The sequence below is a fragment of the Streptomyces sp. NRRL B-24085 genome (assembly GCF_001282115.1).
Classification (GTDB): domain Bacteria; phylum Actinomycetota; class Actinomycetes; order Streptomycetales; family Streptomycetaceae; genus Streptomyces.
This window is the reverse complement of the sequence record NZ_LJBR01000396.1, coordinates 1-24,054: the sequence shown is the minus strand read 5'-3', so window position 1 is coordinate 24,054 and position 24,054 is coordinate 1. Positions and strand designations below refer to the sequence as shown.

The following is a 24,054-nucleotide window of genomic DNA, read 5'->3' as shown; positions in this document are numbered from 1 at the left end:
AGAGGTGTATAAGCGGCAGGCTGCCGCCCGGCGCCCACGGGGGCGCCGGGCGGCAGCGGCACATGGCCGGTGGTGTCGGGCACCGGCCCCGGTGAGTGCTGCGGCGCGGGCGGGACCGGTGAGTGCGGTGGCGTCGGCGGCACGGGAGCCGGGGCGAAGCCCGGTGCCGACGGCGGTGGGGGCACCGGGGCGGAGCCCTGGTGCGCGCCCGGGTGATGCGGTCCCGGGTGGTGTGCGGCCGACGACCAGCCGGCGGCCGGTCCGTGCCCCGGCTGATGGGGCGGCGGCAGCGGAGAACCCACTGCGTGCTGCATCCGGTGCCACTCCGTCTCGTCTTTTTCGGCTCGCTCGCCCCGGGGCGCTCGCGTCGGTGCCGGGAGCCCGACGGGCGCGGCCCGAAAGCCTTCGCCCGCTCGTCCTCTCGTCTCCGACGCGCCCCCTCCGGCTCACTCGCGTCAGGCTGATCGGCGCTGGTTACGGGGTGGTGCATACCCCGTTCGCCATCGAACGGTACCGCCCCCGGCCCATGTTTGGTGAAACGACCGGGGGCGCCCCGAAGTGCCCCTGGGGCAAGGCGAATCAGGCGGAACGCCCGTCGCGGGACTTACTGGCCGACCTCGCCGTAGGCGGCGAGCAGCACGGCCGGGTCCGGGCCCTCCAGGACGGTGGGCTTGCCCAGTCCGTCGAGGACGATGAACCGCAGCAGGTTGCCGCGGGACTTCTTGTCGACCTTCATGGTCTCCAGCAACTTGGGCCACTGGTCGTAGCGGTAGTGCAGCGGCAGGCCGACCGACTCCAGCACCGTGCGGTGGCGGTCGGCGGTCGCGTCGTCCAACCGGCCCGCCAGACGGCCCAGTTCGGCGGCGAAGTGCATCCCTACGGCGACGGCGGCGCCGTGCCGCCACTTGTACCGCTCGTTCTTCTCGATGGCGTGGGCGAGCGTGTGGCCGTAGTTGAGGATCTCCCTGAGGCCCGACTCCTTGAGGTCGGAGGAGACCACCTCGGCCTTGACCCGGATCGAGCGCTCGATGAGCTCCGCGGTGTGCGGGCCCGCCGGAGTGCGCGCGGCCTCGGGGTCCGACTCGATGAGCTCCAGGATCTGCGGATCGGCGATGAAGCCGGCCTTGATGATCTCGGCGAGCCCGGAGACGTAGTCGTTGACCGGCAGGGAGTCCAGCGCGGCCAGGTCGCACAGGACGCCGGCGGGCGGGTGGAAGGCGCCGACGAGGTTCTTGCCCTCGGCGGTGTTGATGCCGGTCTTGCCGCCGACGGCCGCGTCGACCATGGCGAGCACGGTGGTCGGGATGGCGATCCAGCGCACCCCGCGCAGCCAGGTCGCGGCCACGAACCCGGCCAGGTCGGTGGTCGCGCCGCCGCCGACGCCGACCACGACGTCGGAGCGGGTGAAGCCGGACTGGCCGAGCGCCTTCCAGCAGTAGGCGGCGACCTCGGCGGTCTTGGCCTCCTCCGCGTTGGGCACCTGGATGGCGACGGCCTCGTAGCCCTGCTCGGCGAGGTCGGCGCGCAGGGCCTCCCCGGTGTCGGCGAGCGCCTCGGGGTGGACGACCGCCACCCGCTGCGCCTTCTCCCCGACCAACGCGCCCAGCTCACCCAGGAGTTGACGGCCCACCAGGACCTCGTACGGTTCGCTGCCCGCGGTGCCGCCGACCTGGATGCGCGTCACTGCCTCGCTCATGCTTCCTTCAACTCCAGTGCGTCCAGCGCGATGTCGGTGACTTCTTCGGGAGTGCGGCCGTCGGTGGCCACGACCGCCGTGGCGATCGACTCGTACAGGTGGCGGCGGGCCTCCATCAGCTCGCGCCACTGCTTGCGGGGGTTGACCGCGAGCAGTGGACGCGCGGCGTTCAGGCCGGTGCGCTTGACCGCCTCCTCGACGTCCATCGACAGGTACAGCACCCGCTGCCCGGCCAGCAGGGCGCGGGTGTCCTCGTCGAGGATCGCGCCGCCGCCGAGGGCGAGGACGCCGTCGTGCTCGGCGAGGGCCCGCCGCACGGCGGCCTTCTCGATCGCCCGGAAGGCCGGCTCGCCCTCGTCGACGAAGATCTCCGCGATGGCGCGGCCCTGCTCGGCGACGATGTCGTCGTCGGTGTCCCGGTACCCCACCGCGAGCCGCTCGGCCAGCAGCCGCCCGACGGTGGACTTGCCCACGCCCATCGGCCCGACGAGGACGACCACGGGGCTCATCGGATGGCCAGGTTCTCGAGGTACGACTGCACGTTGCGGCGGGTCTCGGGCACGCTGTCGCCGCCGAACTTCTCCGCCACCGCGTCCGCCAGGACGAGCGCGACCATCGCCTCGGCGACGATGCCGGCGGCCGGGACCGCGGACACGTCGGAGCGCTGGTGGTGGGCCTGGGCGGCCTCGCCGGTGGTCACGTCCACGGTCTGAAGGGCCCGCGGCACGGTCGCGATCGGCTTCATCGCGGCGCGCACCCGCAGCAGCTCGCCCGTGCTCAGGCCGCCCTCGGTGCCGCCGGAGCGGCCGGAGACGCGCCGGATGCCCTCGGGCGAGTTCACGATCTCGTCGTGCGCCTTGGAGCCCGGCACCCGCGCCAGCTCGAACCCGTCACCGAGCTCGACGCCCTTGATCGCCTGGATGCCCATCAGCGCCCCCGCGAGGCGGGCGTCCAGCTTGCGGTCCCAGTGGACGTGCGAGCCCAGGCCCACCGGCACGCCGTACGCCAGGATCTCCACCACCCCGCCGAGGGTGTCGCCGTCCTTGTGGGCCTGGTCGACCTCGGCCACCATCGCCTTCGACGTGTCCGCGTCCAGGCAGCGCAACGGGTCGGCGTCGAGCCGCTCGACGTCCGCCGGGGTCGGGTACACCCCGGCGGGGGCCTTCACCGAACACAGCTCGACGACATGGCTGACGATCTCGACGCCGGTCGTCTCCTTCAGGTACGAGCGGGCCACCGCGCCCAGCGCCACCCGGGCCGCCGTCTCCCGCGCGGAGGCGCGCTCCAGGATCGGCCGGGCCTCGTCGAAGCCGTACTTCTGCATGCCCGCGAGGTCGGCGTGGCCGGGGCGCGGGCGGGTCAGCGGGGCGTTGCGCGCGAGGCCCGCCAGGATCTCCGGGTCGACGGGGTCGGCCGACATGACCTGCTCCCACTTCGGCCACTCGGTGTTGCCCACCATGATCGCGACCGGGGAACCGAGGGACAGACCGTGCCGGACGCCGCCGAGGAAGGTGACCTGGTCCTGCTCGAACTTCATCCGGGCACCGCGGCCATAGCCCAGCCGCCGCCTCGCCAGGTGGTCCGCCACCATCTCCGTGGTGATGGGCACGCCGGCGGGAAGGCCCTCCAGCGTCGCGACGAGTGCGGGACCGTGGGACTCCCCCGCGGTCAGCCAGCGCAACCTGCTCAACGGTGCTCCTCAGTGCTCGCGCCCTGGTACTGCCCTGCTTACGCGCGTCCTCGCGTACGGCAACGGCGCGACCAGGTGCGCGGCCCCGGCCCGCCACCTCCGATCCTCCCACGTCCGGCGGCGACCACCGGTCACCGGTCCAGCAGACGGACGTCAGGGGCCCGGCGGGCGGTCAGGCCATCCGCTCCGCCGCGCTCTCGCCCGCCTCGCCCGATCGGGAAGCGCGTCCTGTGGCGATCCGCGCGGCCGGCAGCAGCCGTTCCGCTCGGTCGCCGCCCGTCAGCGGGCCGCCAGCGCGTGCTCGCCGGCCGCGCGCATGACCTCCACGGGCGCGGGACCCCGGCCGGTCATCTGCTCGACCTGGAGCACCGCCTGGTGCACGAGCAGGTCGAGGCCGCTGACCACGGCGCCGCCGGTCATCGACCAGCGGGCCGCGAGTTCCGTCGGCCAGGGGTCGTAGAGCACGTCGAAGAGGGCGGCGGGCCGCTCCGGTACGGCGTGGGCGAGGGCGTCCGTCGCCCCGGCGGGGGTGGTCGCGATCACCAGCGGGGCGCGCAGGGCCTCGGCCGCGTCCGCCCAGCCCGCGGTGCGGACCTCGACGTCGAGGCGCTCGCCCCACTGCCGCATCTCGGCGGCCCGGGCGTCGCTGCGCACATAGGCGACGACCTCGCCGGTGCAGATCCGGGCGAGCGCGGCGAGCGCGGAGGAGGCGGTGGCGCCGGCGCCGAGGATCGCAGCCGAGTCGACCTGCTCGATGCCGCGCTCGCGGAGGGCGGCGACCATCCCCGGGATGTCGGTGTTGTCGCCGAGGCGGCGGCCGTCCTCGGCGAACACGACCGTGTTGACCGCCTCCACGGAGGCGGCGGTGTCGCTGATCCCGTCGAGCAGCGGGATGACCGCCCGCTTGAGCGGCATGGTCACCGACAGTCCGGCCCACTCCGGACCGAGCTGCTCGACGAACCCGGGCAGGGCGGCCTCGTCGAGCTCGAACCGGTCGTACGACCAGCCCGTGAGCCCCAGCTCCCGGTAGGCGGCCCGGTGCAGCACCGGCGAGAGGGAGTGGGCGATGGGCTTGCCGAGAACGGCGGCCCGGCGGGCGTCGGTGGCCCGAGCTGTCATGGAATCTTTCCTTGATCCGTTGGCACGCGAGGACCACGGCCCGGCCGCGGCGTCCGGTCCTCAGTCCTTCTTCCGTGACGCGTTGAACTCCTGCACGAGCCGGTCGTGCTCGGCGAGCGTCTTCGTGAACTTGCTGGTCTTGCCGTCCAGCGAGATGAAGTAGTACCAGCCGTCGTGCGTCGGGTTGAGCGCCCCCTTGATGGCCTCCTCGCCCGGGTTGTCGATCGGCCCGGGCGGCAGCCCCTTCACGTAGTACGTGTTGTAGGGGTTGTCGTACTGCTTGAGCTCGGCGATCGTCAGGTCGATCTTGCTCTGGTTCTTGACGTAGTTGTACGTCGAGTCGAACTCCAGGGAGCCGTACGTCTGGGGGTTGCCCGGCTTCAGGCGGTTGTAGACGACCTCGGCCATCTTGCGGAAGTCGTCGTGGCTCGTGCCCTCGGCCTGCGCGAGGCTCGCGACGGTGAGCAGCTGCCAGGGACCGTCCAGGCCCAGCCCCTCGGCCTTCTCCTCAAGGCCCATGGCCTCGTACTTGTCCTTGGCGCGGCTGACCATGTCCTTGAGCACGGTCTCCGGCTTGTCCCCCTTGCTGACCGCGTAGGCGGAGGGGTACAGGAACCCTTCGAGCGGGTCCTTCAGATCGGAGTGACCGAGCGCCCACTCGGGCAGCCCGAGATCCTTGTACTTCTGCTTCGCGACCTTCGCCGTGGTGCCCTTCGCCACCTTCAGGCGCTCGTCGACCTCCGCGTAGACATCCACGTTGCGCTCGCCCTCGCGGATGATCAGGTTGTTCTGGCTCTTGGGGTCGAGCATCAGCGCCACGGCGCTCTCGGCGGACATCTCCTTGTTCAGGAGGTACGAGCCGGCCTGGATCTTGCCCGATTCACCGTTGCGGGCGAACGCGGCCACGAACGCGTCGACGCTCTTGACGACACCGGCCGCCTTGAGCAGCCGCCCCATCTCCGCTCCGTTGGCGCCCGAGGGGACGGTGATGGCCACCTTCTCGCCGGTGCCGCCCCCCGTGTAGTCCGGCGCCGAGACGAAACGATTTTGGTAGAACTGGTAACCGAAGTATCCGACCGTGCCGACACCGCCGCCGAGCACCAGCAGGACCACCAGGCAGGCGCATCCGCTGCGCCGCTTCTTCGGTTTCTTGCCGCCGCGGCCCCGGCGGTCGCCCCGGCCGCCCTCGTCGTCGGCCACGTCCTCGTCGTCGTCCGCGAAGAAGGCGTGTTCGCCCTGGTCAGGGCCGGGATCCCAGTCGGTTTGCTGCGGTTCCGGCTCGGCCCGTCGACGGCTCGGCGTCTCCGGCGGCGGATACGCGTCAGGGGTGCCGTAGTAGTCGGGCTGCTCCCCCGTGCCGTAGGCCGCGGCCTGCTGACCGTACGGGTCCGAGGGGTCCGGGTACGGGACGTGCGTGCCGGTGCCCCAGCCGTTGTTGTCGTACTGCTGGTACTGCTGTTGTTGCTGCTCCGGGTACTGCTGCTCGGGGTACTGCTGTTGTTGCTGCTGCTCGGGGTACTGCTGCCGGCCGTAGCCCTGGTTCGGGTCGTACTGCTGCGGCGTCTGGCCGTAGTCGCCCTGCTGGCCGGTGCCCCAGTCGCCGTACTGCTGCTGCGCTTGCGGATGCTGCTGCGGCTGGCCGCCGTAGGCAGCTTGATGGCCCGTGTGAGCCTGCTGCCCTTCCCATCCGCCGTCCCCGTAGTACGGGTCCTGCGGATGCCACGGTTCGGAGCCTTCCTGGCCCCGGCCATACTCAGTCATCGATCCCCTAGAGCCGCGAGGCGGCGGTCGCGCGGCTGGTGACCCGGCATCCGATCCGCCTCTCTCTGTGCGGCACCTGTTCGAACAGTGTCGCAGTCGCGCGGAACGTTACCGTATCGCGATCAGATGACCACTTCGACGCCCTCGCCGGGTGCTTTACCTGACACCCGTTCGGATTCCAGCGCCTGCTGGAGGATGATCACGGCGGCTGCCTGGTCGATGACCGATCTGCCCTTTTTGGATTTCACCCCGGACGCCCGCAGTCCCTGACTTGCCGTCACGGTCGTCATCCGCTCGTCGACCAGCCGGACCGGCACGGGCGCGATGGCCTTGGCGAGCTCCTGGGCGAAGCCGCGGACCTTGGCCGCGGCCGGCCCCTCGCCCCCCTTGAGGGAACGAGGGAGACCGACGACGACCTCGATCGGTTCGTACTCCTCGACCAGCTGCTTCAGCCGACGCCGGGCCGCCGGGACGTCCCGGCCCGGGACCGTCTCCACCGGGGTGGCGAGGATCCCGTCGGGGTCGCACGAGGCGACCCCGATCCGGGCGTCCCCGACGTCGATCGCGAGCCTGCGGCCTCTGCGCATTACTTCGCCGTCTCCCCGACCGTGCGCTCCACGGCGGCCACGGCCTCACCGATCGCGGCCGGGTTCTGGCCGCCGCCCTGGGCGACGTCCGGCTTGCCGCCACCGCCGCCGCCGAGGGTCTTGGCGGCCGTACGGACCAGGTCACCGGCCTTGAGGCCACGCTCGCGGGCGGGCTCGTTGGTGGCGATGACGGTGAGCGGCTTGCCGTTGTTGACGGTGAAGAGGGCCACCACGGCCGCCCGGCCGCCCTGGATGCGGCCGCGCACGTCGAGGACGAGCTTGCGCAGGTCGTCCGGGGTGGTGCCGTCCGGGACCTGACCGGTGACGACGGCGATCCCGCGGACGTCCTTGGCGGACTCGGCGAGACCGGCGGCGGCCTGGAGGACCTTCTCCGCGCGGAACTTCTCGATCTCCTTCTCGGCGTCCTTCAGCTTGCCGAGCATGGCGGAGACCTTCTCCGGAAGCTCCTCCGGGCGGCCCTTGATCAGCTCCTGGAGCTGGGCGACGACCGTGTGCTCGCGGGCGAGGAAGTTGTACGCGTCGACACCGACAAGCGCCTCGATGCGGCGGACGCCGGAGCCGATGGACGACTCGCCGAGCAGCTTGACCAGGCCGAGCTGCGAGGTGTTGTGCACGTGGGTGCCGCCGCACAGCTCCTTGGAGAAGTCGCCGATGGTCACCACGCGGACCCGCTCGCCGTACTTCTCGCCGAACTCGGCGATGGCGCCCTGCTTCTTGGCCTCGTCGATGCCCATGACGTCGGCGCGGACGTCGAGGTCGCGGGCGAGCACCTCGTTGATCTTCTGCTCGACGTCGGTCATCACGGCCGTGGGCACGGCGGACGGCGAGCCGAAGTCGAAGCGGAAGCGGCCGGGCTGGTTCTCGGAACCGGCCTGCGCGGCCGTCGGGCCGAGCGCGTCCCGCAGGGCCTGGTGGGTGAGGTGGGTGGCCGAGTGGGCGCGGGCGATGGCGGTACGGCGGCGGCTGTCGATGGAGGCATGCGCCTTGGCCCCGACGGTCACCTCGCCGAACTGGACGACGCCCTTGTGGACGTAGACGCCCGGGACCGGCTTCTGGCAGTCGCGGATCTCGATGACGGCACCGGAGTCGACCTTGATCCGGCCGGTGTCGCCGATCTGGCCGCCGCCCTCGGCGTAGAACGGGGTGCGGTCCAGGACGATCTCGACCTCGTCGCCCTCCGTGGCGGCCGGGGAGGAGGCGCCGTCGACGAGGATGCCGACGATCGTCGACTCGCCCTCGGTGTCGCTGTAGCCGATGAAGTCGGTCTCGCCGACCTTGTCGGCGATCTCCCGGTAGGCACCGGCACCGGCGTGGCCGGTCTTCTTGGCCTGGGCGTCGGCCTTGGCGCGCTCCCGCTGCTCCTTCATCAGGCGCCGGAAGCCGTCCTCGTCCACGGACAGGCCCTGCTCGGCGGCCATCTCCAGGGTGAGGTCGATCGGGAAGCCCCACGTGTCGTGGAGCAGGAACGCCTTGTCGCCGGCGAGGACCTTGCCGCCGGCGGCCTTGGTCTCGGTGACGGCGGTGTCGAGGATGTTGGTGCCGGCCTTGAGCGTCTTGAGGAAGGCGTTCTCCTCGGCGACGGCGACCTTCTCGATGCGCTCGCGGTCGGTGACCAGCTCGGGGTACTGCTGGCCCATCATGGCGATCACGGTGTCGATCAGGTCGAGCACGACCGGTCCGGTGGCGCCGAGCAGGCGCATGTTGCGGATCGCGCGGCGCATGATGCGGCGCAGAACGTAACCGCGGCCCTCGTTGCCCGGGGTCACGCCGTCGCCGATGAGCATGACGGAGGTGCGCATGTGGTCGGTGACCACACGCAGGGAGACGTCCGAGTCGTGGGCGTCGCCGTAGGCGACACCGGTCAGCTCGGTGGCCTTCTTGATGACGGCCATCGAGGTGTCGATCTCGTACATGTTCTGCACGCCCTGCAGGATCATCGCCAGGCGCTCGAGTCCGAGGCCGGTGTCGATGTTCTTACTGGGGAGCTCGCCGAGGATCTCGAAGTTGTCCTTGCCGATGCCCTCGCCGCGCTCGTACTGCATGAAGACGAGGTTCCAGATCTCCACGTACCGCTCGTCGTTGACGGCCGGGCCGCCCTCGACGCCGAACTCCGGGCCGCGGTCGTAGTTGATCTCGGAACAGGGACCGCAGGGTCCGGGGACGCCCATGGACCAGTAGTTGTCCTTCATGCCGAGGCGCTGGATGCGCTCCTTCGGCACACCGACGACCTCGTGCCAGATGCGCTCGGCCTCGTCGTCGTCCTTGTAGACGGTGATCCACAGACGGTCGGCCTCAAGGCCGTAACCACCCTTGTCCTGAGGGCTGGTGAGCAGCTCCCAGGCGTACTTGATGGCGCCTTCCTTGAAGTAGTCGCCGAAGGAGAAGTTGCCGCACATCTGGAAGAACGTGCCGTGCCGGGTGGTCTTGCCGACCTCTTCGATGTCCGGCGTGCGCACGCACTTCTGGACGCTGGTGGCGCGGTCGAAGGGCGGCTTGACCTCACCCAGGAAGTACGGCTTGAAGGGCACCATGCCGGCCGGGACGAGGAGCAGAGTCGGGTCGTCCGCGATGAGCGACGCCGAAGGGACGACGGTGTGCCCGCGCTCCTCGAAGAAGCTCAGCCAGCGGCGGCGAATCTCGGCCGACTCCATCAGTGGTCCTCATTCCGGTTGTACGAATGCGTGTTGTACGGCTTCGTCGTGTACGTCGTGTTCTCGATGGCGGCGATGCGCCGGGGGGCGGGAAGCTCGGGATCCTCGCGGATGCCCAGGGCGTCCGTCAGCTCGGCCTCCCGCTGGGCCATGTTGTCGCGGACTTCGAGCGCGAAGCCGACCGCTCGGTCCTTGAGGCGGCCCCCCGTCTCGATCGCCTTGTTGGCCGCCGTGACGGCGAGGTTCTCTGGGGTGAGCTGCTTCAGCTTGCGGTTCACCTTGGTGGTGGCCCAGACACCCGCGGCCACGCCCGTGGAGAACCAGAAAGTACGGCGGAACATCTTGAGCCTCAGTCCTTCTTGCCTCGGCCCCGGGAAACCGCCCGTCCCACGATCACGGTACGCCGGGAGGATTTCGCGGGCACGTCGTCCTTGCGGCCGCTGATCGCGCGGCGCACCCCGTAGCCGAAGGCCGCGACCTTGACCAGGGGCCCGCCGAAGGTGGAGGCGACGGTGGTCGACAGCGCGGAGGCGTTCGACGTGACCTCCTGGACGTCCGAGGCGATCGCGTCGACCCGCTCGATCTGGGTCTGCGCGGAGCGCACCGCGGTGGAGGCGTCGGCCAGCAGCGGGACGGCCTGGTCGGTCACGTCCGCCACGAGCTTGGTGGTCGCCTTGAGCGTCTGGGCCAGCCTCGCCAGCGCGACGGCGAGGAAGGAGACCAGGATCGCCCAGAAGACGGCCACCAGGATCCCGGCAACCTCTCCACCGGACACTGTGTGCACCCGCTCCCTGAATACGTGCTGTCTATGGAAAAAGTCTCCGCCGAGCCTATCGCGCCGGGAACGGCGGTCCGCACCGGATCACCCCTCGCCCGCACCCGAGTTGTCCATGCCGATTGTACGGAGTGCATACACTTCAGTACGCTCCGTGTTCCATGCGCAGTCATCAGCCCGACGGCACCGAGGTGCACGGCAATCTTCCGCTGGAGCTCGACGGCTTCGTGGGCCGGCGCGCGGAACTCCCGGCACTGGCACGGGCGCTCGGCACCGCACGGCTGGTGACGGTGACGGGCCCCGGCGGCATCGGAAAGTCACGGCTCGCGGCACGGGCGGCAGGCAGTCGGACCACCCCGGCCGACGGGGTGTGGCGCGTCGAGCTGGCCGCCGTACGCGACCCGGAGTTCGTGGACTACGCCGTCGTGGAGGCGCTGGGCCTGACGGACCACACCGCGCGGCCGCCGCGCGAGACGCTCCTGGCCCACCTGACCGGGCGCCAACTCCTGCTGGTCCTGGACGGTTTCGAGCATCTGGTGGAAGCGTGCGCGTCCCTGGTCGTCGACCTGCTGGGGCGGGTGCCGGGGCTGGCCGTCCTCGCCGTGGGGCGCCGGCCGCTGGCCGTCGCCGGGGAGCGGGTCCTCGCGCTGGGCCCGCTGGAGGAGGACGAGGCCGTCGAGCTGTTCGCGGAGCGGGCCGGGCGGCAGGGGGTGACGGTCGGCGACGATCCGCACGTACGGGAGCTGTGCCGGCGCCTGGACGGCATCCCGCTGGCGATCGAGCTGGCCGCGGGCCGGCTGGGGGCCCTGTCCCCCGGGCAGTTGCTGGAGCGGCTCGACGACCGGTTCCGGCTGCTGACGGGCGGCGGCCGGGACACGCTCGCCCGCCATCGGACACTGCGCACGGCGATCGGCTGGAGCCACGAACTGTGCACGCCCGAGGAGCGGTTGCTGTGGTCCCGGCTCTCGGTGTTCGCGGGGCAGTTCGACCTGGAGGCCGCGGAGTACGTGTGCAGCGGCGGCGGGCTGCACTCCGACGACGTCCTCGACGTCCTGTCCGCGCTGCTCGCCCAGTCGGTGGTGGCCCGCGAGGAGACCACGGCCGGCGTGCGCTACCGGATGCTGGACACGGTCCGGGCGTACGGCGCCGAGTGGCTGGAGGCGACGGGCGACGCGGTCAGGCTGCGCAGGCGGCACCGCGACTGGTACGTGGGCCTGGCCACCTGGTGCGAGCTGGACTGGTTCTCGCCGCGCCAGAACGAGGTGGCCGCGCGGATCGAGGCCGAGCTGCCGAACCTGCGCTGCGCCCTGGAGTACTGCCTGACCGAGCCGGACGGGGCGGAGCTGGCCCGCCATCTCGCGGGCTCCCTCTGGTTCTGCTGGGTCGGCTGCGGCCGACTCTCGGAGGGGCGGCACTGGCTGGAGCGCAGCGTCGAACTGGAGGCGGGCCACGAGGACGCCCGTCTGAAGGCCCTGTGGGTCCTCGGTTATGTGGCGATCCTCCAGGGCGACACCGTGGCGGCGCTGTCGGCGCTGCACGAGTGCCGCAAGGAGGCGGAGCGGTCCGCGAACGCGACGGCGGTGGCGTACGCCGAGCACCGCACCGGCTGCCTGGCGCTCGTCTCGGACGACATGCCCCGCGCGGAGCGGCTGCTGCGCTCGGCGCTGGAGCGCTACCAGGAGATCGGCGAGCTCAACAGCAACGTGCTGATGGGCCAGGTCGAGCTGGCGATGGCCCGCGCCTTCCTGGGCGATCTGCCGGAGGCGGTGGGGCTGTGCGAGGACGTGCGCCGGGTGTGCGAGGACCACGGCGAGCGGTGGGCGCGGTCGTACGCGCTGTACGTCCTGGCGTACGCGGCCTGGAGCGAGGGGGACACGGCACGCGCGCGTGACCTGCTCACCGACTGCCTGACCTGCGCGCACGCCTTCCACGACCTGCTGGGCTCGGTGCTGTCCATCGAGCTCCTCGCCCTGGTCACGGTGGACCGGGGCGACCCGGCCGAGGCCGCGGTGCTTCAGGGCGCGGCGGCCTCGCTGTGGCCGTCGGTGGGCCTGCCCCTGTTCGGCTCCGCCTACTACAACACCCCGCACGAGCTGTGCGAGGCGACGGTCCGGGAGCGGCTGGGCGACGAGCGGTACGAGGAGTGCGTACGGCAGGGCCGGGTGCTCGGGCGGGAGGCCGCGGTGGCGCGGGCGCTGGGCCGCGCCCGTCCGCTCGACGGGATGCCGGCGCCGCGGGAGTCCGTGCGGCCCGCCGACGTGTCCCGCGACATGCAACGGCCCGCCGCCTCGCCCACCCGGAAGGGCGGGGAGACGGCGGGCTGAGGTGGTGCGGGTGCTACGGCCTGCCGGTGATCAGCGGGCGTAGTACTCGACGACGAGCTGCTCGTCGCAGATCACCGGGATCTCCTTGCGGTTCGGCTCACGGTCCAGGCGGAACGCCAGGGCCTTGAGGTTCACCTGGAGGTAGCGCGGGGTCTCGCCCTCGGGGGCGAAGCCGCCCTCACGGGCGATCGAGAAGAGGGTCTTCTCACGGCTGCGCTCGCGGACCATCACGACGTCGTCGGGACGGACGCGGAAGGACGGCTTGTCGACCTTCTGACCGTTGACCTCGATGTGGCCGTGGACGACCATCTGGCGGGCCTGGTAGATCGTGCGGGCGATGCCCGAACGCAGGACCAGCGCGTCGAGACGACGCTCGAGCTCGATGATCAGGGCCTCACCGGTCTTGCCCTGAACCTTGGAGGCACGCTCGTAGGCGCGGACGAGCTGGCGCTCGGACACGTCGTACTGCGCACGCAGACGCTGCTTCTCCAGCAGACGGACCTTGTAGTCCGAGTTCTGCTTGCGGCCACGGCCGTGCTCACCCGGGGGGTAGGGACGGGCCTCGAAGTACTTGACGGCCTTCGGGGTCAGCGCGATGCCGAGGGCACGCGACTTCTTGACCTTGGGGCGGGACTGGTTCGCCACGATCTCTCATCTCTTGGTGTTCGGCTCGTCAGAGTTATGGGAGGTCGCATCCGCAGCCGGGGAAACCCGCGAGGTCCTGGATCGGACCCGTTGGGCAGCCGCTCCCCTGATCTGGGCACATACGTGCAGCACGCGAGTGGCCCACCGACCGTCTTCGTCGTGTGACGAGGGGTGGTGGGCTGCCCGCGACACCATTCGAACGGTGCGCGACGCTCCTGGAACCCACTGGGGGTTCCGGCTGACCGTCCCGTTCTGACTGCACGGGACACAGCACTTCGAGGGATTCTACAGGGTGCTCAGGACCGCTTGCGACCGAGGTGCTTGCGGGTCCACTCCACGGCGTCCGCGTACCGGGCCTCGGCGCCGTGCCGGGTGGGTTCGTAGTACTCGCGGTCCTTGATGGCGTCCGGGGCGTACTGCTGCTCGGCGATGCCCTCGGGCAGGTCGTGGGGATAGACGTACCCCTGCGCATGGCCGAGTTTGGCGGCGCCCTTGTAGTGCCCGTCGCGCAGGTGCGGCGGCACCGGCCCGGCCAGTCCCTTGCGCACGTCCTCCATGGCGGCGCCGATCGCCGTGGTCGCGGCGTTGGACTTCGGGGCGAGGGCGAGGGCGATGGTGGCGTGGCTCAGCGTCAGCGCGGCCTCCGGGAAGCCGATCATCGCGACGGCCTGGGCGGCGGCCACGGCCGTGGGCAGGGCGTTGGGGTCGGCGAGGCCGATGTCCTCGCTGGCGGAGATCATCAGGCGGCGGGCGATGAAGCGCGGGTCCTCGCCGGCCTCGATCATGCGGGCCAGGTAGTGCAGGGCCGCGTCCACGTCGGAGCCCCTGATGGACTTGATGAGGGCGCTGGCCACGTCGTAGTGCTGGTCGCCGTCGCGGTCGTACTTCACGGCCGCGCGGTCGACCGTCTCCTCCAGGGTGGTGAGGGAGATCTCCGGTTCGCCCTTGTCGAGGGCGGCCCCGGCGGCGGCCTCCAGGGCGGTCAGGGCGCGGCGGGCGTCGCCGCCGGCGATGCGCAGGAGGTGGTCCTCGGTGTCCTCGGGGAGGGCGACGGCGTCCTTCAGGCCGCGCTCGTCGCTCAGCGCCCGCTTGAGGAGCCCTCTGAGGTCGTCGTCCGTGAGGGGTTCGAGGGTCAGCAGGAGGGACCGGGACAGCAGCGGGGAGATGACCGAGAAGTAGGGGTTCTCGGTGGTCGCCGCGATGAGGGTCACCCAGCGGTTCTCGACCGCGGGGAGCAGGCTGTCCTGCTGGGCCTTGCTGAAGCGGTGGATCTCGTCGAGGAAGAGGACGGTCTCCTTGCCGAAGCCGCCGGTGGCGCGGCGGGCGCCGTCGATGACCGCGCGGACCTCCTTGACGCCGGCGGTGATCGCGGAGAGCTCCACGAAACGCTTGTTGGTGGCCTTGGAGACGACGTACGCCAGGGTCGTCTTGCCGGTACCCGGCGGGCCCCAGAGGATCACCGAGGAGGGGCCGGCGGGACCGCCGCTGCCCTCGCCGACCAGCCGGCGCAGCGGTGAGCCGGGCTTGAGCAGGTGCTGCTGGCCCACTACCTCGTCGAGGGTGCGCGGGCGCATCCGGACCGCCAGGGGGCTGCCGGCCGGGTCCTTCTCCTGGCGCTCTTCCGCCGCCGCGGTGAACAGATCGGGCTCCACGTTCAAAACCCTATGTCACCGCACTGACAACGCACCGGGGCCTCAGGCCCAGAGGCTGGAGCCCCAGCGGGTCAGGATCATCATCGCGATGATGCCGCAGTGCGTGACGGGCAGGACCCAGGTGAACTCGGCGAGGAAGCGCTTGAGCCAGCCCGGGGACGGCAGGAAGGCGTTGCGGACGTTGAACGAGGTGACGTACCAGAACATCGTGATCGTGGCGACCCAGGCCAGCGAGCACCACAGGCACAGCGCATTGATCCGGTACAGCGACTGGAACTGGAGCCAGGTGACGAAGACCACGCCGAAGAGCGTGCCGAAGTTGAAGGTGAGCCAGTACCAGCGCGGGAAGGTGGCGCGGGCCAGCAGGCTCATGCCGACGCAGATCACGATGCCGTAGGCGACCAGGCCGAGCATCGGGTTGGGGAACCCGAAGGCGGCGGCCTGCTTGCTCTCCATGACGCTGCCGCAGGAGACGATCGGGTTCAGGGAGCAGCTCGGCGTGAACGTCTTGCCGCTGACCTTCCCCTCCAGGATCTTGAACTTGTCGATCGTGATGACCCACGCGGCGAGCAGTCCGGCGGCGCCGGTGATCACCAGCAGCAGCGCGAAGGCACGGCTGCCGCCCACCGTCCGGGGCGCGCCGCCGACGCTCGCCGGCGAGGGCTCGGGCTCCGTGGAGACGTCTTTCACTGTGGTGTTGCTCATCACGCCGATCCGTCTGCTTGAGAGTTGGACCTTCTTCGGGCAGGGGCCATTGTGCCGCACGCGGGGGCTCGTCCACCGTTCGGTGGGCATAAGGAAGTACGCACGGTCACCCCCGGGCGTTCGGTTCCAGCCGGGGCTCGGAGACATGGCCACACACGCGAACGAACCGGCGGTGGACGTTCGAGGGCTGCGCAAGCGGTACGGCAACGTGACCGCGGTCGACGGGATCGACCTCGGCATCCGCCGGGGCGGGGTCTTCGGCCTGCTCGGACCCGGTGGCGCGGGCAGGAGCACCACGGTGGGGGTCCGCCAGGGCGACGGGGACCGGGCCGCGCGGCCCCGGCGCCCTGCACGCGCGCGTGGCGATCCCGTGAGGAAATCGTCCGGCAGGACGAATCCGCGCCCACCGAGTTGACGGTCGCGGAGACCGTCCGCCATTTCGCCCGCTACTACCCGCAGTCCCGGGGAAGTCATCGCCCTGGTGGCCGCCCGGCGGCAGTTCTGAGAGCTGAGCCGCAAGTTGTCCGCCGAGGGCGAGCCGGCCGTGCCGCCGGACGGCCCGGCACTGGTGCCGCCGTCGAGGGGACCGGCCCGGACGACGCCCGAACGTGGTGCACACGGACCCCCCGACCAGGGCGGCGTACTTCCTCGGCAGGATCTGGCCGGTTCTCGTCACCGGCGTGACGGAGACGGCCGTCCTGCTGCTCGCCGGCACCACGCCTGCATGTGCGCGCCCGGTTGGGCGTGGCCGACCGCGCGGCAGCTGTCACCAGCGCCGTGCGGTACGGCCTCCTCGACCGGCCTCAGCCCAGCCTCGACTCCAGTTCCGCCACGATCTCGTTGACGCCGATCGCCGACTGCTCCCCGGACTCCATGTCCTTGAGCTGGACGACACCCTCGGCGAGGTCGCGTTCGCCGGCCACGATCGTGTAGCGGGCCCCGCTGCGGTTGGCGTTCTTCATGGCGCCCTTGAGGCCCTTGCCGCCGTAGGAGAAGTCCGCCGCGATGCCGACCTTGCGCAGTTCGGTGACCTTCGTGAAGAGGATCCGCCGGGCCTCCTCGCCCAGCGGCACCGCGAACACGCTGGTCGTGGAGGGGAGTTCGAGCTCGACTCCCTCCGCCTCCAGGGCGAGCACCGTGCGGTCGACGCCGAGGGCCCAGCCGACGGACGGCAGCGCGGGGCCGCCGATCATCTCGGACAGACCGTCGTAGCGGCCGCCGCCGCCCACCGCGGACTGGGAGCCCAGACCGTCGTGGACGAACTCGAAGGTCGTACGGGTGTAGTAGTCGAGGCCGCGCACCAGCTTCGGGTCGTCCTCGAAGGCCACGCCCGCCGCGGTGATCAGCTCACGGACCTCCTCGTGGTACGCCTTGCAGGCGTCGCAGAGGTAGTCGCGCAGCAGGGGCGCGTCCCCGAGCTGCTTCTGGACCGACTCGCGCTTGTCGTCGAGGACGCGCAGCGGGTTGATGTCCGCCCGGCGCAGGGTGTCCTCGTCGAGGTCCAGTCCGCGCAGGAAGTCCTGGAGCGCGGCCCGGTACACCGGCCGGCACTCCTTGTCGCCCAGGCTGTTGAGCAGGATGCGGAAGTTCCTGAGGCCCAGCGAGCGGTACGCCTGGTCGGCCAGGATGATCAGCTCGGCGTCGAGGGCGGGGTCCTCCGCGCCGATCGCCTCGGCGCCGACCTGCGAAAAGTGGCGGTACCGGCCCTTCTGGGGGCGCTCGTAGCGGTAGTACGAGCCGGAGTACCAGAGCTTGACGGGCAGGTTGCCCGCCTTGTGCAGGTTGGCCTCCAGCGCCGCGCGCAGCACGGAGGCGGTGCCCTCGGGGCGCAGGGCGAGCCTGGTGCCGCCCTTGGTCTCGAAGGCGTACATCTCCTTGGTGACGATGTCGGTGGACTCGCCGACCCCGCGCGCGAACAGCTCGACGTTCTCGAAGCCGGGCGTCTCGATGTAGCCGTAGCCGGAGGTGCGCAGCGGTGCGGCGATCGCCTCGCGGACGGCCAGGTACTTGGCGCTGTCCGGCGGGATCAGGTCGTACGTGCCCTTGGGGGCCTGAAAGGTGCTCACGAAGTCTCTCGTCACATTCCTCGTCGGGGAGGGGTCTGCGAACCGTCTCCCTGGCCGGCGGCCACTTCCCGCAGGTACGGGTTGGTGGCGCGCTCCTGGCCGATGGTCGTCTGGGGGCCGTGGCCGGACAGCACCACGGTCGAGTCGTCGAGCGGCAGGCACACGCGGGCCAGCGAGTCGAGCATCTCGGCCATGTCACCGCCGGGCAGGTCGGTGCGTCCGATGGAGCCGGCGAAGAGCAGATCCCCGGAGAAGAACACGGAAGGGATCTCCGCGGTCTCGGGCATCCGGAAGGTCACCGACCCCTTGGTATGGCCCGGCGCGTGCGCGACGGACAACTCCAGGCCCGCGAGCTCCAGCTTCGCGCCGTCGGTCAGCTCCTTGACGTCGTCCGGCTCCCCCACGGTGATCTCACCCATGAGCGGCATCCCGACGGAACGCCCGAGACCCATCGACGGGTCCTTCATCATGTAGCGGTCCTCGGGGTGGATCCACGCCGGTACCCCGTGCGCCCCGCACACCGGGACGACCGAGGCCACATGATCGATGTGGCCGTGCGTGAGGACGACGGCGACGGGCTTGAGCCGATGCTTCCTCAGTGCTTCCTCGACGCCTTCGGCGGCCTGGTGGCCGGGGTCGATGATCACGCACTCCTCACCGGCGGCGGGGGCGACGAGATAACAGTTCGTCCCCCAGGCCCCGGCGGGGAACCCGGCAATGAGCACGATCGTCCTCGGTTTGTGTCGGTACGGGCGGTCTTCCGGGCGGCTGACCCAGTGGTCAGAGCCTACCGGCGCTGCCGATTCCTCAGCGAACCCATATACGGTACGGGGCACACGCAGGCGGTCGGTTCACAGGACGCATGCGTACCGGTCGGCGGACGAGACGCATGAGGAGAAAACCCCGTGGTCACCCAGGAACAGCGGAAGCGGCAGCTCGCGCGGGAGAAGTTCTTGCGGCAGCAGCAGCGGCGCACGGCCGCGCGCCGCAAGGCCCGTGTACGCAACTCTGTGATCGCGTCGGTGCTCGGCGTGGTCCTGGTGGGCAGCCTGGCGCTCTACACCTCCGGTGTCATGAAGGACGACGACAAGGCCAACGCGAGCGCGGAGGCGACCCCGAGCGCGGAGGCCACCAGCAAGGCGCCGGACCCGTGCGAGAAGGCGGCCCCCGGCAAGGTCAAGACGGAGACCTGGAAGAAGGAGCCGGCGATGTCCATCGACAAGTCGGCCAAGTACACCCTGAACCTCGCGACCACCTGCGGTGAGATCGGCATAGCCCTGAAGGCGTCGGCGGCCCCGCACACCGTGAACTCGTTCGACTTCCTCGCGGGCAAGGGCTACTTCGACCACACCAAGTGCCACCGGCTCACCACCAACGGCATCTACGTCCTGCAGTGCGGCGACCCGACGGGCTCCGGCAGCGGCGGACCGGGCTACACCATCCCGGACGAGAACCTGAAGGACAAGAGCCTCAAGTCCAACGTCTACCCGGCGGGCACCGTCGCGATGGCGAACACCGGTCAGGCGCACACTGGAGGAAGCCAGTTCTTCCTGGTCTACCAGGACAGCCAGCTGCCCCCGAGCTACACCCCGTTCGGGACCATCTCGGAATCCGGTATGAAGGTGCTGAAGAAGATCGCCGCGGCCGGTGAGAGCACCGGAGCGGGCGACGGCGCGCCGAACGCGACCGTCGTGATCAACAAGGCGACCGTCACCAAATCCTGACCCTCAAGTGCGAAATTTCGGTCGCGCGGGATGCGGACAGGCCACCCGCCGGTCGCCTATGTTGGCCGTGACGAAACTGTGGACGATGCCCGGGGGCGAGGAAGCCTCCCGCAGGCATCATGTGGAGGAGGCGCTGTGAGCAGCGACCCGTGGGGCCGCGTCGACGAGACGGGGACCGTGTACGTGCGTACGGCCGACGGCGAGCAGGTCGTCGGTTCCTGGCAGGCCGGCTCCCCCGAGGAAGCCCTGGCCTACTTCGAGCGCAAGTACGAGGGCCTGGTTGTCGAGATCGGCCTCCTCGAGAAGCGAGTCAAGACCACCGACCTGTCGGCGAAGGACGCCCAGGCGGCCATCGACCACATCCGCGAGCAGGTCGACGCGCATCACGCGGTCGGCGACCTGGACGCGCTCAAGGTCCGGTTGGACAAGCTCGTGGAGACCGTCGACAAGCGTCGCGAGGAGCGCAAGCAGCAGCGCGCCAAGCAGTCCGACGAGGCCCGGCACGCCAAGGAGGCGCTGGTCGCCGAGGCGGAGGAGCTGGCCCAGTCCGACCAGTGGCGGGCTGCCGGTGAGCGGCTGCGCGCGCTGGTGGACACCTGGAAGGGGCTGCCGCGCCTGGACCGCAAGTCGGACGACGAGCTGTGGCACCGCTTCTCGCACGCCCGCTCGGCGTTCTCCAAGCGCCGCAAGGCCCACTTCGCGTCGCTGGACGCGCAGCGCGAGGAGGCCCGCAGGACCAAGGAGCGGCTGGTCGGCGAGGCAGAGGCGCTGTCCGGGTCGACGGACTGGGGTCCGACGGCCGCGCGCTACCGCGAGCTGATGGCCGAGTGGAAGGCCGCGGGCCGCGCCCAGCGCGAGCACGAGGACGACCTGTGGAACCGCTTCCGCGGTGCCCAGGACGTGTTCTTCGCCGCCCGCAGCTCGGTCTTCGCCGAGCGGGACGCCGAGCAGACCGAGAACCTCAAGTTGAAGGAGGAGCTGGCCGAGGAGGCCGAGAAGCTCCTGCCGATCGGCGACCTGAAGAGCGCCCGCGCCGCCTTCCGCGCGATCAACGAGCGCTGGGAGGCCATCGGCCACGTCCCGCGGGACGCCCGGCCGAAGGTCGAGGGCCGGATGCACGCCGTCGAGCGCGCTCTCCAGGAGGCCGAGGAGACCGAGTGGCGCCGGACCAACCCGGAGGCACGCGCGCGTGCCGCGGGCCTGACCGGCCAGCTCCAGGCCGCCGTGGACAAGCTCAAGGGCCAGATCGAGCAGGCGCGCGCCCAGGGCAACAACGCCAAGGCCGACAAGCTGGAGCGTGAGCTGGAGGGCCGCCAGGCGCTCCTGGACCAGGCGCTCAAGGGGCTCCAGGAGTTCGGCGGCTGACAGGGCCGTACACGCGAAAAGGGCCCCGGTCTCCCGGGGCCCTTTTCGCATGTCCGCTACGACCGGTTCCGCGCCGATGTCACGCGGTAGACGTCGTACACGCCCTCCACGCCCCTGACCGCCTTCAGGACGTGGCCGAGGTGCTTGGGGTCGCCCATCTCGAAGGTGAAGCGGGAGGTGGCGACACGGTCGCGGGAGGTCTGGACGGCCGCGGAGAGGATGTTGACGTGCTGGTCGGACAGGACGCGGGTGACGTCGGAGAGGAGTCGGGAGCGGTCCAGGGCCTCGACCTGGATGGCGACCAGGAAGACCGAGGACTGCGTGGGCGCCCACTCCACCTCGAGGATGCGCTCGGGCTCACGGGACAGTGACTCGACGTTGACGCAGTCGCTGCGGTGAACCGATACACCACTGCCGCGGGTGACGAAGCCGATGATCGGGTCGCCGGGGACGGGGGTGCAGCAGCGGGCCAGCTTGACCCACACGTCCTCGACGCCCTTGACGATCACGCCCGGGTCGGCGCTGGAGCGCCGCTTGCGGCCGCGGCCGCGGGTCGGCGGGACCGACTCGTCGATCTCCTCGGTGGCCGCCTCCTCGCCGCCGAGCGCCTGGACCAGCTTCTGCACGATGTTCTGCGCGGACACATGGCCCTCGCCGATCGCCGCGTAGAGTGCGGAGATGTCGGAGTACCGCATCTCGTGCGCGAGCGTCACGAGGGAGTCGCCGGTGAGGATGCGCTGGATCGGCAGGTTCTGCTTGCGCATCGCGCGGACGATGGCGTCCTTGCCCTGCTCGATCGCCTCGTCCCGGCGCTCCTTGGAGAACCAGGCGCGGATCTTGTTGCGGGCCCGCGGCGACTTGACGAAGTTCAGCCAGTCCCGGGACGGCCCGGCCCCGGGCGCCTTCGACGTGAAGACCTCGACGAGGTCGCCGTTGTCGAGGGTCGACTCCAGCGGTACGAGACGGCCGTTGACGCGGGCTCCTATGGTGCGGTGGCCCACCTCGGTGTGCACCGCGTACGAGAAGTCCACCGGGGTGGCCCCGGCCGGCAGCGCTATGACGTCGCCCTTGGGGGTGAAGACGAAGACCTCGTTGCGGGAGAGGTCGAAGCGCAGGGACTCCAGGAACTCGCCGGGGTCCTCGGTCTCCTTCTGCCAGTCGAGGAGCTGACGCAGCCACGCCATGTCGTTGAGGTGGTCGTCCTTGCCGGTGGTCCTCGGCTGGTCCGAGCGGACCTTGGAGGTGCCGGCGACGGCCTCCTGCTTGTACTTCCAGTGCGCGGCGATGCCGTACTCGGCGCGGCGGTGCATGTCGAAGGTGCGGATCTGCAGTTCGACCGGCTTGCCGTTGGGCCCGATGACCGTCGTGTGCAGCGACTGGTACATGTTGAACTTGGGCATCGCGATGTAGTCCTTGAACCGCCCCGGAACCGGGTTCCAGCGGGCGTGGACCGTGCCCAGCGCCGCGTAGCAGTCGCGGACGGTGTCCACCAGGACGCGGATGCCGACCAGGTCGTAGATCTCCGCGAAGTCACGGCCGCGGACGATCATCTTCTGGTAGACGCTGTAGTAGTGCTTCGGGCGGCCGGTGACGGTGGCCTTGATCCGGGCCGCGCGCAGGTCGGACTGCACCTCGTCGGTCACTATGGCCAGGTACTCGTCGCGCTTGGGCGCCCGCTCGGCCACCAGCCGTACGATCTCGTCGTACATCTTGGGGTAGAGGATCGCGAAGGCGAGGTCCTCCAGTTCCCACTTGATGGTGTTCATGCCGAGGCGGTGGGCGAGCGGAGCGTAGATCTCCAGCGTCTCGCGCGCCTTCTTCTCCTGCTTCTCGCGCTTGAGGTAGCGCATGGTGCGCATGTTGTGCAGACGGTCGGCGAGCTTGATGACCAGGACGCGCGGGTCCTTGGCCATGGCGACGACCATCTTGCGCACGGTCTCGGCCTGGGCGGCCTCGCCGAACTTGACCTTGTCCAGCTTGGTGACGCCGTCGACGAGCAGGGCGACCGAGTCGCCGAAGTCGCGGCGGAGCTGGTCGAGGCCGTACTCGGTGTCCTCGACGGTGTCGTGCAGCAGGCCCGCCATCAGGGTCGCCGGGTCCATGCCGAGTTCGGCGAGGATCGTGGTCACGGCGAGAGGATGCGTGATGTACGGGTCGCCGCTCTTGCGCTTCTGACCGCGGTGCCAGCGCTCGGCGACCTGGTAGGCCTTCTCGATCTGGCGCAGGGTCGCCGTCTCGATCTTCGGGTCGTTGCTGCGCACTATCCGCAGCAGGGGCTCCAGGACCGGGTTGTACGGGTTGGAGCGCTGGACGCCGAGACGGGCGAGACGGGCGCGGACGCGGTTGGAGGAGCCGGTGCGGGCGGGCTGCCCCGCGTTGGTGCGGGTCGCCGGGGTGGCGGGCTCGGGTGAGGCCGGTTTGGGCCGGGGCGGTTCGGCCGGCTTGTCGACGGGGGCGGACTGGGCGTGCTCGACCGGCCCGCGGGCGTCGTTCGTCACGGTCTTCGCGTCCGGCGCGGGCTTCGCCGCGGGCGCCGAGGCGGGCTCGGGCTTGGCGGCGGTCAGTGGCTGGGCCTCGTCTGGCAAGAGGACTCCTCGTGCGCGATCCGGGTCCCCCGGTCAGGCTCCGGAGAACCCATGGTAGCGATCCTGCGCCCCGGGATCGCCTGCAGGCCGATGTGAGGGACGTCTACCTCTGGAACACGAGGGGCTGCTTTCGGCATTCCGGCCGGTGGAGCGCCCTGAAGGGGCGCGGCGAACTGCGCGACCAGCCACGACGGCGCGGCAGCCGTCACTGCCCCCGGCCCGTTCGTGAGAAACGGCCGTCCCGGTGTTCCGGAACGGCCGTTCTCGTGCGCACTGCCGGGTCAGACCACGAGCAGGGCCTCCAGCGGAGCACCGGCCAGTGCCGGCTCCAGACGGGCCCGCCCGTCCAGGAAGCCCAGCTCCATGAGGACCGCCAGGCCCGCGACCTCGGCACCCGCCCTGCGGATCAGCTCGATCGAGGCCTCGGCCGTGCCGCCCGTCGCCAGGACGTCGTCGACGATGAGGACGCGGTCATCCGCGGACAGGTCCTCCGCGTGCACCTCGATCTCCGCCGAGCCGTACTCCAGGTCGTACGCCTGGCTGAGGGTCGCCCCGGGGAGCTTGCCCGCCTTGCGCACGGGGATGAAGCCCAGTCCCGCGCGGACGGCGACCGGAGCGCCGAGGATGAAGCCCCGGGCCTCCAGACCGACGACCTTCGTGGCACCGGTTTTCGCGGCGATCGCCGCGA

General features: G+C 70.7%; 21 protein-coding genes. 4 read left to right on the top strand and 17 right to left on the bottom strand.

Going from position 1 to position 24,054, the window contains the following annotated elements:
• The 10 genes from AOJ26_RS44670 to AOJ26_RS34325 form a co-directional block, all read right to left on the bottom strand.
• The coding region (locus tag AOJ26_RS44670; protein ID WP_234358741.1) for a Pro-rich N-terminal domain-containing protein at positions 1–314 on the bottom strand (314 nt) is incomplete at its 3' end.
• Positions 315–604: 290 nt separating this feature from the next.
• Positions 605–1,696, bottom strand: coding sequence for a 3-dehydroquinate synthase (aroB, locus tag AOJ26_RS34365; RefSeq protein WP_053852286.1), 1,092 nt, complete (start codon positions 1,694–1,696; stop codon positions 605–607).
• Entirely contained in the window at positions 1,693–2,205 is a 513-nt protein-coding gene (locus AOJ26_RS34360) for a shikimate kinase (RefSeq protein WP_053852285.1), read from the bottom strand. The genes aroB and AOJ26_RS34360 overlap by 4 nt, the downstream gene beginning before the upstream one ends.
• Entirely contained in the window at positions 2,202–3,386 is a 1,185-nt protein-coding gene (gene aroC, locus AOJ26_RS34355) for a chorismate synthase (protein ID WP_053852284.1), read from the bottom strand. The genes AOJ26_RS34360 and aroC overlap by 4 nt, the downstream gene beginning before the upstream one ends.
• 279 nt (positions 3,387–3,665) lie before the next feature.
• Positions 3,666–4,505 carry a shikimate dehydrogenase gene (locus tag AOJ26_RS34350; RefSeq protein WP_053852283.1) on the bottom strand — a complete coding sequence of 280 codons (840 nt, stop codon included), beginning with the start codon at positions 4,503–4,505 and terminating at the stop codon, positions 3,666–3,668.
• Between the two features lie 60 nt (positions 4,506–4,565).
• On the bottom strand, positions 4,566–6,266 hold the full coding sequence (gene mltG, locus AOJ26_RS34345) for an endolytic transglycosylase MltG (protein ID WP_053852282.1): 1,701 nt from the start codon (positions 6,264–6,266) through the stop codon (positions 4,566–4,568).
• Between the two features lie 122 nt (positions 6,267–6,388).
• On the bottom strand, positions 6,389–6,853 hold the full coding sequence (ruvX, locus tag AOJ26_RS34340) for a Holliday junction resolvase RuvX (RefSeq protein WP_053852281.1): 465 nt from the start codon (positions 6,851–6,853) through the stop codon (positions 6,389–6,391).
• Positions 6,853–9,525 (bottom strand): alanine--tRNA ligase, encoded by a 2,673-nt coding sequence (gene alaS / locus AOJ26_RS34335; RefSeq protein ID WP_053852280.1) that lies wholly within the window; start codon positions 9,523–9,525, stop codon positions 6,853–6,855. Before alaS ends, ruvX begins: the two co-directional genes overlap by 1 nt.
• A complete protein-coding gene (locus AOJ26_RS34330) occupies positions 9,525–9,866 on the bottom strand; it encodes a hypothetical protein (protein WP_053852279.1) in 342 nt (113 codons plus the stop codon). The genes alaS and AOJ26_RS34330 overlap by 1 nt, the downstream gene beginning before the upstream one ends.
• Before the next feature lie 8 nt (positions 9,867–9,874).
• The gene (locus AOJ26_RS34325) at positions 9,875–10,309 is read right to left on the bottom strand and encodes a DUF948 domain-containing protein (protein ID WP_053852278.1); all 435 of its coding nucleotides are present in this window, start codon (positions 10,307–10,309) and stop codon (positions 9,875–9,877) included.
• A gap of 152 nt (positions 10,310–10,461) precedes the next feature.
• Between AOJ26_RS34325 and AOJ26_RS34320 the strand changes: the two genes are divergently transcribed.
• On the top strand, positions 10,462–12,624 hold the full coding sequence (locus tag AOJ26_RS34320) for an ATP-binding protein (protein ID WP_053852277.1): 2,163 nt from the start codon (positions 10,462–10,464) through the stop codon (positions 12,622–12,624).
• A gap of 30 nt (positions 12,625–12,654) precedes the next feature.
• On the opposite strand, the gene rpsD is transcribed toward AOJ26_RS34320, so the two are convergent.
• The 3 genes from rpsD to AOJ26_RS34305 form a co-directional block, all read right to left on the bottom strand.
• Positions 12,655–13,269: a 30S ribosomal protein S4 gene (gene rpsD / locus AOJ26_RS34315; protein ID WP_015661793.1), complete on the bottom strand. Its 615-nt coding sequence runs from the start codon at positions 13,267–13,269 to the stop codon at positions 12,655–12,657.
• A gap of 296 nt (positions 13,270–13,565) precedes the next feature.
• Entirely contained in the window at positions 13,566–14,921 is a 1,356-nt protein-coding gene (locus tag AOJ26_RS34310) for a replication-associated recombination protein A (RefSeq protein WP_053852288.1), read from the bottom strand.
• Between the two features lie 42 nt (positions 14,922–14,963).
• Positions 14,964–15,626, bottom strand: coding sequence for a vitamin K epoxide reductase family protein (locus AOJ26_RS34305; RefSeq protein ID WP_053852276.1), 663 nt, complete (start codon positions 15,624–15,626; stop codon positions 14,964–14,966).
• A 145-nt stretch (positions 15,627–15,771) separates the two neighbouring features.
• On the opposite strand from AOJ26_RS34305, the gene AOJ26_RS42390 reads away from it, so the two are divergent.
• Positions 15,772–16,041, top strand: coding sequence for a hypothetical protein (locus AOJ26_RS42390; protein ID WP_373413151.1), 270 nt, complete (start codon positions 15,772–15,774; stop codon positions 16,039–16,041).
• A 388-nt stretch (positions 16,042–16,429) separates the two neighbouring features.
• On the opposite strand, the gene hisS is transcribed toward AOJ26_RS42390, so the two are convergent.
• Both hisS and AOJ26_RS34295 read right to left on the bottom strand, forming a co-directional pair.
• On the bottom strand, positions 16,430–17,692 hold the full coding sequence (gene hisS / locus AOJ26_RS34300; protein ID WP_053852287.1) for a histidine--tRNA ligase: 1,263 nt from the start codon (positions 17,690–17,692) through the stop codon (positions 16,430–16,432).
• An 11-nt stretch (positions 17,693–17,703) separates the two neighbouring features.
• The gene (locus tag AOJ26_RS34295) at positions 17,704–18,417 is read right to left on the bottom strand and encodes an MBL fold metallo-hydrolase (RefSeq protein WP_053852275.1); all 714 of its coding nucleotides are present in this window, start codon (positions 18,415–18,417) and stop codon (positions 17,704–17,706) included.
• 180 nt (positions 18,418–18,597) lie between these two features.
• On the opposite strand from AOJ26_RS34295, the gene AOJ26_RS34290 reads away from it, so the two are divergent.
• A complete protein-coding gene (locus AOJ26_RS34290) occupies positions 18,598–19,416 on the top strand; it encodes a peptidylprolyl isomerase (RefSeq protein ID WP_053852274.1) in 819 nt (272 codons plus the stop codon).
• Positions 19,417–19,551: 135 nt separating this feature from the next.
• Entirely contained in the window at positions 19,552–20,781 is a 1,230-nt protein-coding gene (locus tag AOJ26_RS34285) for a DUF349 domain-containing protein (protein WP_053852273.1), read from the top strand.
• A 56-nt stretch (positions 20,782–20,837) separates the two neighbouring features.
• Here the strand turns inward: AOJ26_RS34285 and AOJ26_RS34280 are convergent, their stop codons facing one another.
• Both AOJ26_RS34280 and AOJ26_RS34275 read right to left on the bottom strand, forming a co-directional pair.
• Entirely contained in the window at positions 20,838–23,366 is a 2,529-nt protein-coding gene (locus tag AOJ26_RS34280) for a RelA/SpoT family protein (protein WP_053852272.1), read from the bottom strand.
• Positions 23,367–23,647: 281 nt separating this feature from the next.
• Positions 23,648–24,054, bottom strand: a 407-nt coding sequence (locus tag AOJ26_RS34275) for an adenine phosphoribosyltransferase (protein WP_053852271.1), incomplete at its 5' end; no start/stop codon positions are given.

Bases quoted from the DNA above. Each gene is read 5' to 3' on its own strand.
- aroB (WP_053852286.1), bottom strand. From the start codon at position 1,696: ATGAGCGAGGCAGTGACGCGCATCCAGGTCGGCGGCACCGCGGGCAGC.
- AOJ26_RS34360 (WP_053852285.1), bottom strand. From the start codon at position 2,205: ATGAGCCCCGTGGTCGTCCTCGTCGGGCCGATGGGCGTGGGCAAGTCC.
- AOJ26_RS34350 (WP_053852283.1), bottom strand. From the start codon at position 4,505: ATGACAGCTCGGGCCACCGACGCCCGCCGGGCCGCCGTTCTCGGCAAG.
- mltG (WP_053852282.1), bottom strand. From the start codon at position 6,266: ATGACTGAGTATGGCCGGGGCCAGGAAGGCTCCGAACCGTGGCATCCG.
- ruvX (WP_053852281.1), bottom strand. From the start codon at position 6,853: ATGCGCAGAGGCCGCAGGCTCGCGATCGACGTCGGGGACGCCCGGATC.
- alaS (WP_053852280.1), bottom strand. From the start codon at position 9,525: ATGGAGTCGGCCGAGATTCGCCGCCGCTGGCTGAGCTTCTTCGAGGAG.
- AOJ26_RS34330 (WP_053852279.1), bottom strand. From the start codon at position 9,866: ATGTTCCGCCGTACTTTCTGGTTCTCCACGGGCGTGGCCGCGGGTGTC.
- AOJ26_RS34320 (WP_053852277.1), top strand. From the start codon at position 10,462: ATGCGCAGTCATCAGCCCGACGGCACCGAGGTGCACGGCAATCTTCCG.
- AOJ26_RS34305 (WP_053852276.1), bottom strand. From the start codon at position 15,626: ATGAGCAACACCACAGTGAAAGACGTCTCCACGGAGCCCGAGCCCTCG.
- AOJ26_RS42390 (WP_373413151.1), top strand. From the start codon at position 15,772: ATGGCCACACACGCGAACGAACCGGCGGTGGACGTTCGAGGGCTGCGC.